This is a genomic window from Fundidesulfovibrio terrae, from assembly GCF_022808915.1.
GTDB lineage: Bacteria > Desulfobacterota > Desulfovibrionia > Desulfovibrionales > Desulfovibrionaceae > Fundidesulfovibrio > Fundidesulfovibrio terrae.
The window spans coordinates 556,941-569,626 of the sequence record NZ_JAKZFS010000001.1 but is presented as its reverse complement, the minus strand read 5'-3'; the positions used below and the strand labels follow the sequence as shown (position 1 = coordinate 569,626).

Sequence of the window (12,686 nt, the reverse complement as noted above, 5' to 3'; positions counted from 1 at the left end):
CTGTAAATCTATCCATGCATCTCCACCCACACCTTGCGGTTCTGGGCCGAAATGATCGCAGTGCGGTCAAGCTCGCCGCGCTTGGCCAGATTGGCCCACACCAGCCCCATATGGGTGAGGTTGTTCTTCCAGTCGTCCACGCCCACGCACAGGAGGACGTTTCTATCCATGAGCCTGACCTCCAGGCCGTATCTCCACGAGAGTCTGATCCAGGCCACCTGGTCCAGGCCGAAGGGCGTCTGCTTGGCGGCGATGGCCTTCCGCAGCTCCTCCAGCACCGGCAGGTGGCGCTCCATGCCGGACTCGACTTCGACCTGGGGCAGGGACACGAACTTGTCCGACTGCACCTTGTCGATGATGCGGCCCTCGCCGTCGGCGTAGCAGAGGCTGTCCTCGTACTGGACGAGGTAGCTGGGCTCGCGCTCCGTGACCCTGATCTTCAGGGTGTCGGGCAGCACCCGCGTCACCTGGGCCGATTCGATCCAGGGATTCTTGGTGAGCATCGCCTCCACGTTCTCCATGTTCACGGCCAGCAGGTTCATGCCGGGCTTGAGCTCGGCCTGAGTCAGCACGTCCTCGCGGGCCATGCGGCTGACGCCCGTGATCTGAAGATCGCGGATGGTGAAGTAATCGATGGTGGTCAGCCAGCGGTATCCGGCCAGAAGCCCGATGGACACCGCCACCAGGGCCACGCAGGCCACCACCAGGGTGCACAGCCGGGCGAAGAGCCCGCCGATGAGCGAGGCCTTGCCCACCCCGGCCACGGCCCCTCCCCGGGACTTGTTCACCTTCACCTTGGCCAGGGGGAGCCGTCCCTCGCGCGAGCCGGACCGGGAAGCGGTGATCTTGGCGCGGCTGTCCGACCCGCCCCCGTATGAGTGGGCGTTGCGATTGCGCCCCGAGGCCAGCCCCAGGCGCGAAGCTCCGCGTGCGACGCTGCTCACCGGACCACCCTCACTTCCAGTTCCAATTCCACGCCGAAGCGGCCCTTCACCGCCTCGCGGGCCTTGGCGATGAGTTCCAGGGCGGCCTTGGCCGTACCCCGTCCCTCGTTCACCAAAAAATTCGCGTGCATGGGCGAGAAGCACATGCCGCCCAGGCTTTTGCCCTTGAAGCCCAGCTCGTCGAGCATCTTTCCCGTGCTGTGGCCTTCGGGGTTCTTGAACACACACCCGCAGGTGGCCGCGCTCACGGGCTGGCTGGCCTTCTTCCTGGCCAGGTTCGCGTCCACTGCCGCGCGCACGGCTTCGGGCGAAGCGCTCTCGAGCGCCATCTCGGCCTCGAGCACCAGCCAGGGCGGCGCGACGCCGTCGACGGCGAAGCTGCGGTACCTGGCCGACCACTGGGCGGGCCCGATCCAGCGCAGGCCCTCCTTGGCGTCCCACAGGCGAACCCGAGTCAGCAGCTCGCCGGTCTCGCGCCCGTAGCTGCCCGCGTTCATGGCCACGGCCCCGCCCACGGTGCCGGGAATCCCGGCCAGCCCCTCAAGCCCGGAAAGCCCGAGCTTTGCCGCCCAGTTGACCAGCTTGGGCAGCATGAGCCCGCCGCCGGCGCGCACGAAAACTTTCTCTCCGCTTCTGCCGTCGCAGCAGGCCTGTTGCTCGACGATCTCGGGTCCGCCCGCCTCGAGGCTGACCACGGCGATGTCCAGGTCCGTGTCCACGGCCAGAAGGTTGCTGCCCCAGCCCAGAACGAAGGGCCGGCAGTCGTGCCGGGCAAGCTCGTCCGCGAGGCCGTGCGCATCCTCGGGGGACGCGAGCACGATCTCGGCCCGGGCGCGCCCGCCCAGGCGAAGCGTGGTGCGCTCGGAGAGCTTGGGACCGGGAGCGACCTTAAGCGCCATGCCTCCCCTCCAGGTAGTCGACGCCCACCTTCCACACGCTGCCCGCGCCCAGCGTCACCAGCAGGTCGCCGGGGCGCAGCATCACGGAAAGGGTGGCCGAGGCGGCCTCGAAATCGGGCACGTACGTCACCTTGGTCTTGGACACCTGCCGGATGCCCTGGGCCAGGCTCTGGCCGGACACGCCGGGGATGGGCTTTTCCGAGGCCGGGTAGATCTCGGTGAGCACCAGCTCGTCCACGTTCTCGAAAGTCTTGCAGAAATCTCCGAACAGGGCCTGGGTACGGGTGAAGCGGTGGGGCTGGAAGAGCACCACCAGTCGGCGGTCCGGGTAACAGGCGCGGGCCGTGTCCAGGGTGGCCTTGATCTCGGCGGGATGGTGCCCGTAGTCGTCGATGACCAGCACGCCGTCCCGCTCGCCCTTCTTCTCGAAGCGCCGCCCCACTCCCGCGAAGCCCGACAGGGCGCGCAGCGCAGCTTCCTTCGGGAGCCCCGCCTCGATGGCCACGCCGATGGCGGCCAGGGCGTTCAGCACGTTGTGGCGTCCGGGGTGGTTGAGCGTCACCTCGCCCCAGTACGCGCCGTCCATGCTCACCTCGAAGCGCGACTTGGCCCCCACCTCGAGCACCCGGCCCTTGAGCCGGGCCCGGGGCTCGTCCACGCCGTAGGTCAGCACCGGACGGTTCACCCGGGGCAGGATGCGCCTGACGCCCGGGTCGTCCAGGCAAATCACGTTCATGCCGTAGAAGGGAATGGAGTTGCAGAACTTGATGAAGCTCTCGTCGATCTCGGCCTGTCCGCCCTTGTAGAAATCCAGGTGGTCCGCGTCCACGTTGGTGACGATGGTCATCACCGGCGAGAGGCAGAGGAAGGAGCCGTCGGACTCGTCGGCCTCGGCGATGAGGTACTGGCCCTCGCCCAGGCGGGCGTTGGCGCCCATGGCGTTCAGGCGGCCGCCGATGATCACGGTGGGGTCGAGCCCGGCCTCGGAAAAGATGGTGGCCAGAAGCGAGGTGGTGGTGGTCTTGCCGTGGGTTCCGGCCACGGCGATGCCCGCGCGCAGGCGCATGAGTTCGGCCAGCATCTCGGCCCTGGGGATCACCGGGATGCCACGCAGGCGGGCCTGCTCCACCTCGGGGTTGGACTCCAGGATGGCCGTGGACTTGACCAGCACGTCGGCCTGGCCCAGGTTCTGGGCTCCGTGGCCGATGGAGATGTCCGCGCCCAGGTTCTTCAGGCGCTTCACGGTGTCCGAGAGAGCCATGTCCGAGCCGGTGACGCGATATCCGAGGTTCAAAAGCACCTCGGCGATGCCGGACATGCCGGAGCCGCCGATGCCCACCATGTGGATCTTGTTCACCTGGGTGCGCATGCCGCGCGCCGGATACAGCCTTCTTTCCTGATCGCCCACGTTAAGTCCTCTTATGCCGCGATGCGCGACAGTTCTTCCGCGATTGCCCGGGCGGCGTCCGGCTTGGCCTGGGAGCGGGCCGCGCGTCCCATGGCCTCGAGTTTGTGCGCGTCCCCGATCAGGGGCAGCACCGTATTCACCAGCACTTTGGCGTTGAGCTCTTTTTCCGGGATCACCACCGCGGCCCCGGCCTTTTCCAGGAACGAGGCGTTGACGCTCTGGTGGTCGTGGGTGGCGAAGGGGAACGGCACAAGAACCGAGGGCAGCCCGGCGCAGGCCAGCTCCGCCAGGGTGGAGGCCCCGGCCCTGCCGATGACCAGATCCGCCCAGCCGTAGGCTTCGGCCATGTCCGTGATGAAGGGCTCCACCCTCACCTTGTCCATGCCGCGGTACAGGTGGGACACCGATTCGTAGTCCGACGAGCCCGTCTGGTGCCACAGTTCGCATCCAGCCCCGGCCAGATGGGGCCAGGCCGTCACCATCACCCGGTTGACGGCCCTGGCCCCCTGGCTGCCTCCCAGAACGAGAATCCTACTTGGCACCACCCGCGAGGATCCGGTTCTGAACGATCCCGCGATTTCCGGGCGCACGGGGTTGCCCGTGACCAGGACCTTCCTTTCCGGGAAGGAGCGGGAGAGATCGGGGTACGTCACCATGACCCTGTCCGCGAAACGGCCAAGGATACGGTTCGTGGCCCCGGGAACGCTGTTCTGCTCATGCACCGCCGTGGGCACGCGAAGCATCCAGGCCGCCAGCACGGGGCAGAATCCGGCGTATCCGCCGAATCCGGCCACCACCTGGGGCTTGAAGCCGCGCACGATGCCCAGGGCCGAAAAAAGGCTCATGCCCATGCGCAGCATGGCCGGGACCGCGTGCAGTCCGCGCCCCAGCACCCCGCGCACCGGCAGGCCCTTGAATTCGATTCCAGCCTTGCGGGCGGCCTGGCCCTCGGGGCCTTCGCCGCCCACGAACAGAAGCTCCAGGCCCGGGTGCATGGCGCGAAGCTCGGAAGCCACGGCCAGCGCGGGGAAAATGTGGCCGCCGGTGCCGCCAGTGGTGATGATGGCGCGCTTCACGCGGCTTTCCTCCTGGAAAGATTCAGCAGGATGCCCACACACAGGAAACCCGAAATCAGGTTGGAGCCTCCATAGGAGAGGAAAGGCATGGCCACGCCCTTGGGCGGCACGCAGCCCATGACCACCGCCAGGTTCAGCAGGAACCCGATGCCCAGAACCAGGGCCATGCCGTAGGCCGTGAAGCGGTCGCGCAGGTCGTCCTGGGCCAGGGCCACCCGGAAGGAGCGCCACATGAGCACCCCGATGAGCGCCAGGATCAGCGACACGCCGATGAATCCCAGCTCCTCGCCCGTGACGGCCATGATGAAGTCGGTATGGGCCTCGGGCAGGTAGAAGAGCTTCTGCTTGCCCGAGCCGAAGCCCACGCCGGTGATCTGGCCCGACCCGAAGGCGTAGAAGGATTGCACCAGCTGGTAGCCCGTGCCCTGGGGATCCTGGAAGGGATCGAGGAAGGCGAACCAGCGCTTGAAGCGATAGGGCGAGTTGATCACCAGGAGCGCCGCGGCCCCTGCTCCGAACATGCCCGACACCAGCAGGTAGATGATGCGCGTGCCGCCCACCAGGCTCATGAGGAAGAAGAGCATGCCCATGAACACCGCGCCGCCGAAATCAGGCTGGATGAGCATGATCATGCCCAAAAGCCCGGTGACGACGACCGGCGGGATGAAGCCCACGGAGAACGATTTCACCAGGGCCTGCTTGCTGGAGTAGAAATAGGCCAGGTAGAACACCAGCACCACCTTGGCCAGCTCCAGGGGCTGGAGAACCATGGGGCCCGCGTGCATCCAGCGGCGCGCGCCGCCTGCCTTCACCGAGAAGGGCGGAATGAGCGTCATCACCAGAAGCCCGATGACGAGCATGAGGTAGAGGTACACCGGCCCATAGAGGATCTTGCGCGGCATCCAGGCCATGACGAACATGAGGGCCACGCCAGCCGCGAAGAACATCGCCTGTTTCTTGAAGAAGAAATATTTGTCGTGGACCATGCGCTCGGCCATGATGCCCGACGCAGAAAGCACCATGATGACCCCGAGCCCGGCCAGCAGCACGGCCACGGCGGCCAGCCACCAGTCGAAACCGGCCTTCCCGGCGTTCATGGCCGGGGCGGATGGGGTATGGGCCTGGGTCAAGCTCATTGCCTGGCCTCCCGCTCCTCGGGCAGCTGGTCCATGATGCGCGCGAAGTCGCGTCCGCGCTCCTTGTAGCTGGAATACAGGTCGAAGCTGGCCGTGGCCGGCGACAGAAGGATCACGTCGCCGGGATTGGAGTCCCGGTACAGGCGTGTGACGGCTCCCTCCAGGGTGGGCTCCCACAGCAGGGGCACCACGCCGGTCCAGGCATTCTCGAACACCTCGCGGTTGGCCCCGAAGAGCCCCACCTGGACCACGCGGGCCTTGAGAAGCTCCGCGAGCCCTTCCAGGTCGCCGCCCTTGAACACGCCTCCGGCCAGCAGGCGGATGGGCCGCTCGAAGCTCTCGATGGCCGCGCGCATGGCCTCAACCGTCGTAGCCTTGGAGTCGTCCACGAAGAGCACGCCGCCCTTCTCTCCAAGCTGCTCCTGCCGGTGGGCCAGGGGCTTGAAGGTGGACACGGCCTCGCGCACCTGCTCGTCCGTCACCCCGAGGGCCTTGCAGGCCAGCCACGCGGCCTCCATGTTGGCCTTGTTGTGGGCGCCGGGCAGGTTGTTTGCGTCCTTGAAGCGCTCGGTGGCAGTGAAATAGACGCGCCGGGCCTTGGTGAAGTCGCGGCCCTCGAGCTCGACCTTCATCTCCAGGGGCAGCACGGCCAGATCCTTTGAGGTCATGCGCGCGAAGAGATTGAGCTTGGCCTGGAGGTATTCCTCGATGTCGGCGTGGTAGTCCAGATGGTTGGCCGAGAAGTTCAGCAGCACGCCCACCTTGGGATGGAAGCTTTTCACGTTCTGCAGCTGGAAGCTGGACACCTCGAGCACGGCCACGTCGCAGGGCGCGCCCGTGAGCACGTTCTCGGACAGCGGCGTGCCGATGTTGCCGCCCACGAACACCCGCTTGCCCGCATGCTCGAGGATGTGGCCTATGAGCGAGGTGGTGGTGGTTTTGCCGTTGGTGCCGGTGACCGCCAGGATGGTGGCTTCGGTGAACCAGGATGCCAACTCCAGTTCGCTCAGCACCTGGGCCTCGGGGCACGCGGCCAGGAAGCCCTTGAGCTTTGCCACGGGGATGCCCGGCGAGAGCACCACCATCTGGGCGTCCTTGAAGTGGGCCTTCTCGTGGGGCCCCAGGGCCAGCGCCACCCCGCGCGAAACCAGGTCTTCGCGGCCGGCGGCGTCAACGGCCTCGGGATTGCGGTCCAGCAGGCGCACCTTGGCCCCCAGGGTGGCCAGGAGCTTGGCGGCGGCCACGCCCGAGATGGCGGCACCCACCACCACGGCCCTGTGCCCGGCCAGCTGTTTTCCGTGCAGAAGCGCCCGCATGCCTACCTCAGCTTCAGCGTGCTCAAGGCCACGAAGGCCAGGAGGATGGAGAGGATCCAGAACCGGATGATGATCTTGGATTCCGGTATGCCCTTGAGCTCGAAATGGTGGTGCAGCGGGGCCATCTTGAAGATCCGCTTGCCGCCGGAGAACTTGTAGTAGCCCACCTGCAGGATCACCGAGAGGGTCTCCAGCACGAACACGCCGCCCACGATCAGAAGGATCAGCTCCTGCTTGCAGACCACGGCCACGAACCCGAGCGCCCCGCCCAGCGACAGAGATCCCACGTCGCCCATGAACACCTGGGCCGGGTAGGCGTTGAACCAGAGGAATCCCAGGCCCGCGCCCACCAGGGCCGCGCAGAACACCGTGACCTCGCCCACGCCGGACACGGGCACCACCTGCAGGTAGCGCGCGATCTGGGCGTGGCCGGCCACGTACACGAACAGGGCGAACATGCCCGCCGCCACCACCGTGGGGCCGATGGCCAGGCCGTCCAGACCGTCCGTCAGGTTCACGCCATTGGAGGCGCCCACGATGACGATCACCGCGAAGGGCAGGTAGAAGAGCCCCAGGTCCGGTTGGATGTTCTTGAAGAAGGGCACGGCCAGCTTGGTGGTGAAGTCCGGGTCCAGCATGAGGATGCCCACGGCCGCCGTGGCGATGAACAGCTGGCCGATGATCTTGCCCCGGGCCGAGAGCCCCTTGTTCTGCTTCTTGACCACCTTGATGTAGTCGTCGGCGAAGCCGATGGCCCCGAAGCCCAGGAACACCAGCATGGTCATCCACACGTACTGGTTGGTCAGGTCCGCCCAGAGGAGCACCGCCGGGATGATGGACACTGCCATGAGGATGCCGCCCATGGTGGGGGTTCCGGCCTTGCACTGGTGGGCCTTGACGTCCTCGTGGATGTACTGGCCGCACTTGAGCTTGGTGAGCCAGGCGATGACGCGCGGGCCGAACACGATGGCGATGATGAGGGCCGTGGAAAAGGCGTATATCGAGCGGAACGTGATGTAGCGGAACACGTTCAGCACGGAAAGCTGCGCTGCGAAGGGAACGAGCAGGTGGTAGATCACCGTTTGTCCTCCCTTACGGAAGCCAGGAAACGCTCCAAGAAATCCTCCATGCGCTGGGAGCGCGAACCTTTGAACAAAAACGTGCCCCCGCCCTCCCGGAGTTCGTCCATGCGGGCGGCGAAATCATCGGGAGTTTCCACCTGGTGGAACCGGCCGGAATATCCGGCGGACTTGAGCCCCCGCTCCACGTGGGCGGCTTTGGGGCCCTTGAAGAAGATCACCTCGCAGCCACCCCGGGCGATGCACTCGCCCAGGTCCTCGTGGGCCAGGTCGGCCTCGGGGCCGAGTTCGCCCATCTCGCCCAGCACCAGGGTCAGCGGCTTCTCCCCGGCGATGGCCCGGGCGGACTCGATGGCTGCCTTCATGGACAGCGGGTTGGCGTTGTAGGTGTCGTCGATGACCGTGAAGCCCTGTTCCTCGCTCACGTCGAAGCGGCGTGAGGGGATTTCCGCCTGGGCCAGTCCGGCAGCGATCTGCCCGGGCGTGGCGCCGAGCACGTTGGCGGCGGCGGCGGCGGCCAGGACGTTCTCGGCCAGGTGCTCGCCCCGGCAGGGCAGAACCACGTCCATGGCCTCGCCCTGGAGCACCAGGTGGTAGATGCCGCGCCCGTCGGGCCGGCAGCCCTGGAAGCGGCAGAAGAATGGCGCGGAAGAATCCCTGGTGGACATGGCCACGACGTCGGCTCGGACAGCCTGGGCCGCGCTCCAGAGCTCGGGATAGTCGGCGCTTGCCAGGCAGACCCCGCCCTCGCGGACGAAGCCGAACAATGCGGCCTTGGCGCGCCCCACCCCGGCCATATCGCCCAGGCCCTCCAGGTGGGCCGGACCGATGTTGTGCACCACGGCCAGGTCCGGCTCGCAGATGGCCCCCAGCTCTTCCATGTCGCCCACCCGGCTGATGCCCAGCTCCAGCACCCAGAGGCGTTGGGAGTCGTCGGCGGCCAGCATGGAGAGCGGCAGGCCCAGCTGGTTGTTGTAGTTGCCGGGGTTCTTGATGGAGGGAGCCAGCTGCTCGGCGATGGAAGCCAGAAGCTCCTTGGCCGTGGTCTTGCCCGCCGAGCCGGACAAGGCGGCCACGGTGGCCCGGGTGCGCCTGCGCCAGAACCGGGCAAGGCGGCCCATGGCCTTGAGAACGTCTTCCACCACCAGCACGGGCGCGGCGGTGATTTCGGGCAGCTCGTGCGCGGCCAGAACCGCGGCGGCCCCGTCGCTGACGGCCTGGGCCGCGAAGTCGTGGCCGTCGGAGCGGCTGCCGGGCAGGCAGCAGAAGAGCGATCCGGCGGGCACGGCGCGGCTGTCGGCGGTCACGGAGGTGACGACCGCATCGAGGTGGACTCTCGCGTCGCCCTTGGCTTGGGTGGCGGCCATGATCTCGGACACGGTGAGCCTCATGACAGAAGCTCCTTCACGACGGTCACGTCGTTGAAGGGATGCTTCACGTCGCCGATCTGCTGGTAGGTCTCGTGCCCCTTGCCCGCGATGAGCAGCACGTCGCGCGGCCCCATCTCATGAAGCGCCAACCCGATGGCCTTGCGGCGGTCCGGATCGGCGATGACCTTTTTGGCGTCCGTAAGGCCCGGCATGGCGTCGGCCATGATGGCCTCGGGGGCCTCGTGGCGGGGGTTGTCCGAGGTGAGCACGGCTATGTCCGCCCACTTGGCCACGGCCCGGGCCATGAGGGGGCGCTTGGTGCGGTCGCGGTCGCCGCCGCAGCCGAACACGGCGATCACCCGGTCGAAATCAAGCGAGCGCAGGGCCTTCAGCACGTTCTCCAGGGCGTCCGGGGTGTGGGCGTAGTCCACGAAGACCGAGAGGCCCTTGCCGTTCGTGACGCGCTCGAGCCGGCCGGGAGCCCCCTGGCAGGTGGCCAGCACCGCCATCTGCTCGGGGGAGAAGCCCATGCACAGGGCCGCGCCCTGGGCGGCCAGCAGGTTCTGGGCGTTGTGGCGTCCGGCCATGGGAGAGGCGATGGTCCAGGTGCGGCCCTGGAAGCTCGTCTCAAGCTGCATGCCGTTGCCGTCCTGGCTTGCGATGCGCCCGGTGAGCGCCCGGCCGGGGTGCCTAAAGCCAGCGTCCTCGCCTTCCAGGCCGTAGCCGATGGCCTCGGGCATGTCGGCCAGGAGCTTGCGGCCGTAGGTATCGTCGAAATTGATGACCGCGTTGGCCCGGTCCTTGAGATACACCTCGAAGAGCCTGCGCTTGGAGGCGAAGTAGTCGTCCATGCCGCCGTGGTAGTCCAGGTGGTCCTGGGTGACGTTCGTCAGCACGGCCGCGTCGAAACCGATGCCCGCCAGGCGGTCCTGGTCCAGGGCGTGGCTGGAGGCCTCCATCACCGCGCCGTTGACGCCGGAGGCGGCCATGGCGGCGAGCATGGAATGAAGCTTGAGGCAGCCGGGGGTGGTCAGATTGGCCACCTCGGCGTGTCCGGGCCAGCGGTACTCCACGGTGCCCAGCACGCCCGGGACGCCGCCGTTTTCGCGCACGATGTGCTCCACCAGGTAGGCCACGGTGGTCTTGCCGTTGGTGCCGGTGACTCCGGCCAGCTTGAAGGGAAGATTCGCGGTGCCGAAGCGGGCCTTGGCCAGCTCGCCCAGGGCGCAGCGCGGATCGGGATGGGACACCAGCACGGCGCTCGATCCCTCGGGCAGCACCACTCCCGGTGCGGCCACCACGTAGGTGGCCCCGCGAGCGAGGGCCATGGGGATGAATTCCCGTCCGTCCTGGGCGTGGCCTGGCACGGCCACGAACACGCCGCCCGGCTCCACCTGCCTGGAATCGGTGTATATCTCGAGCCCCCCGGCCACGCGGGCCAGGAGCTCGGTCAGAGTCTGAAGGTTGTTTGCGCTTACGCCACTGTGCATGATCTTACGACGCCTTGGAGAGCCACAGGGTAAAGGGTTCCTTGTCCACGGCGTTCCAGGGGGTGCCCGGGATGGGATTCTGCTTGCCCACCACCAGGCCGTTGCCCTTGAGCGAGGGCACCACGCCCTTGCCCGCCAGAATCTCGGCGGCCTTGCGCAGGGGCAGGCCCACCAGATTCGGCACCTCGGCCCCGTTCACGGCCAGGTTCATGGGGGGGAAGGCCACTCCCAGGATCTCCGCGACCTCGGGGGCCGGAGTGGAAGCGGCCGGTTTCTGGTCCTGAGCGAGCTTGACGGTTTCCGGCATGCGTCCGAGGTAGGCCAGGCTCTTCATGGCCACCTCGCGCACCGCCGGCGCCGCGACCACGCCGCCATAATGGTTCGGCTCGGGTTCGTCCACCATGACCAGGACCATGTATTCCGGGTCCACGGCCGGGATGAAGCCCACGAAGTCGGCCAGGTACTTCTCCCCATAGCCCCCGGTGGCCTTGGCTTTCTGGGCCGTGCCGGTCTTGCCGCCGAGCTCCAGGCCGTCGATGTGGGCCTTGATGCCGGTGCCCTTCTCCTCTTCCACCACCTCGCGCATCATGAGCTGCACGGTCTTGGCCACCTGGGGGTCGAAGACCCGCGTTTCCGGCCAGTAGGCGCTGTCCTGCACGGGGTCGAGCACCAGGCGCAGGGGCTTCTTCACCCCGTTGTTGGCGATGATGTGGAAAGCCTGGGCCAGCTGCACCGGGGTGACGCCGATGCCCTGGCCGAAGGAGTTGGTGGCCAGGTCCAGCTTGCTCCAGGCGTTCAGGGGGCGCAAAAGGCCCTTGGCCTCGCCGGGCAGGGGCAGGCCCGTGGGCTGGCCGAAGCCCACCTTCTCGAAATAGGTGTGCAGCTTGGTGGCCCCGAGGTCCAAGCCGATCTTGGCCGCGCCGATGTTGGAAGACCAGCGCAGGATCTTGTTCACCGGCAGCACGTCGTAGGGGTGGGTGTCGCGGATGGTGGCGATGTTCTGGAAGTTCCACGACCCCCTTTCGCAGTTGTACAGGGTGTCCGGGCGGACCACCTTCTCCTGCAGGGCGGCGGCGATGAGGATGGGCTTCATGGTGGAGCCCGGCTCCAGCACGTCCAGGGCCAACCGGTTGCGCGCGGCCTTGGGGTCGGCGTTGTCGCCGCCGTTGGGGTTGAAGAACGGGTAGTTGGCCCAGGCCAGGATCTCGGCGCTCTTGACGTGGACCACGATGCAGGTGCCGGCCTTGGCCTTGTTGTCGGTGACAGCCTTGGCCAGGGCCTCCTCGGCGAAATACTGGATCTGCGAATCGATGGTCAGGCGCACGTCCGAACCATCCGCGTTGGCCATCTCGCGCCCCTGGGCGTCCAGGTAGAGCCTGCGGCCCGAGGCGTCGCGCTGCACGACGTACTTGGCCTTCTTGCCCGCCAGGATGGGCTCGTAAAGCTTCTCGAGGCCTTCCAGGCCCTGGTCGTCGTAGCCCACGAAACCGAGCAGCTGCCCGGCCATCTGTTTGTTGGGGTAGGAACGCCCGTACTCGGAGGCCAGCGACACGCCGGGGATGTTCAGGGCCTTCACCTGGGCGGCGGCGCGGTCGTTGACCCGGCGGGCCAGGTACACGAAGTTGGCGTGGCTCGTAAGCTTGCGCAGGATGTCCTTGGGGGGGACGCTCAACGCGCGGGACAGCGCCAGGGAGGCTTCCTCGGGGTTCTTGACGTCCTTGGGCTGGGCCGAGACGGCGACGAACTCCACGGACTTGGCCAGAAGCTGGCCGTTGCGGTCCAGGATCACCCCGCGCTTGCCCCGGTCGTACTCGGAGGCCAAGTGCTGGCGCATGGCCTGCTCGGCCAACTGGGGACCCTGCACGATCTGCAGCACGCCCGCCCGCACCCAGAGGCTGGCCCAGAAAAGGAAAAACACGCCGCCCACGACGATAAGTCGCATGCGGCTGAAATCCCTGATCTGTTTCT

The 12,686-nt window shown here is 67.2% G+C and carries 10 protein-coding genes; all 10 read right to left on the bottom strand.

Features of this window, described 5'->3' with window-relative positions; genetic code table 11:
* Window positions 1-8: 8 nt before the first annotated feature.
* The 10 genes from ML540_RS02600 to ML540_RS02555 are packed head-to-tail and all read right to left on the bottom strand — an operon-like array spanning window position 9 to window position 12,660.
* On the bottom strand, window positions 9-944 hold the full coding sequence (locus ML540_RS02600; protein ID WP_243358330.1) for a cell division protein FtsQ/DivIB: 936 nt from the start codon (window positions 942-944) through the stop codon (window positions 9-11).
* Window positions 941-1,843 carry a UDP-N-acetylmuramate dehydrogenase gene (murB, locus tag ML540_RS02595; protein ID WP_243358329.1) on the bottom strand — a complete coding sequence of 301 codons (903 nt, stop codon included), beginning with the start codon at window positions 1,841-1,843 and terminating at the stop codon, window positions 941-943. The genes ML540_RS02600 and murB overlap by 4 nt, the downstream gene beginning before the upstream one ends.
* Window positions 1,833-3,212: a UDP-N-acetylmuramate--L-alanine ligase gene (gene murC, locus ML540_RS02590; protein ID WP_243359640.1), complete on the bottom strand. Its 1,380-nt coding sequence runs from the start codon at window positions 3,210-3,212 to the stop codon at window positions 1,833-1,835. The genes murB and murC overlap by 11 nt, the downstream gene beginning before the upstream one ends.
* A 50-nt stretch (window positions 3,213-3,262) precedes the next feature.
* Window positions 3,263-4,327, bottom strand: coding sequence for an undecaprenyldiphospho-muramoylpentapeptide beta-N-acetylglucosaminyltransferase (murG, locus tag ML540_RS02585; RefSeq protein ID WP_243358328.1), 1,065 nt, complete (start codon window positions 4,325-4,327; stop codon window positions 3,263-3,265).
* The gene (ftsW, locus tag ML540_RS02580; protein WP_423747873.1) at window positions 4,324-5,463 is read right to left on the bottom strand and encodes a putative lipid II flippase FtsW; all 1,140 of its coding nucleotides are present in this window, start codon (window positions 5,461-5,463) and stop codon (window positions 4,324-4,326) included. Before ftsW ends, murG begins: the two co-directional genes overlap by 4 nt.
* The gene (gene murD, locus ML540_RS02575) at window positions 5,460-6,779 is read right to left on the bottom strand and encodes a UDP-N-acetylmuramoyl-L-alanine--D-glutamate ligase (protein WP_243358327.1); all 1,320 of its coding nucleotides are present in this window, start codon (window positions 6,777-6,779) and stop codon (window positions 5,460-5,462) included. The genes ftsW and murD overlap by 4 nt, the downstream gene beginning before the upstream one ends.
* Window positions 6,780-6,781: 2 nt before the next feature.
* Window positions 6,782-7,858, bottom strand: coding sequence for a phospho-N-acetylmuramoyl-pentapeptide-transferase (gene mraY / locus ML540_RS02570; protein WP_243358326.1), 1,077 nt, complete (start codon window positions 7,856-7,858; stop codon window positions 6,782-6,784).
* A complete protein-coding gene (locus ML540_RS02565) occupies window positions 7,855-9,249 on the bottom strand; it encodes a UDP-N-acetylmuramoyl-tripeptide--D-alanyl-D-alanine ligase (protein WP_243358325.1) in 1,395 nt (464 codons plus the stop codon). Before ML540_RS02565 ends, mraY begins: the two co-directional genes overlap by 4 nt.
* Window positions 9,246-10,718, bottom strand: coding sequence for a UDP-N-acetylmuramoyl-L-alanyl-D-glutamate--2,6-diaminopimelate ligase (locus tag ML540_RS02560; RefSeq protein ID WP_243358324.1), 1,473 nt, complete (start codon window positions 10,716-10,718; stop codon window positions 9,246-9,248). The genes ML540_RS02565 and ML540_RS02560 overlap by 4 nt, the downstream gene beginning before the upstream one ends.
* Window positions 10,719-10,722: 4 nt before the next feature.
* Window positions 10,723-12,660, bottom strand: coding sequence for a penicillin-binding transpeptidase domain-containing protein (locus tag ML540_RS02555; RefSeq protein WP_243358323.1), 1,938 nt, complete (start codon window positions 12,658-12,660; stop codon window positions 10,723-10,725).
* Window positions 12,661-12,686: the final 26 nt, after the last annotated feature.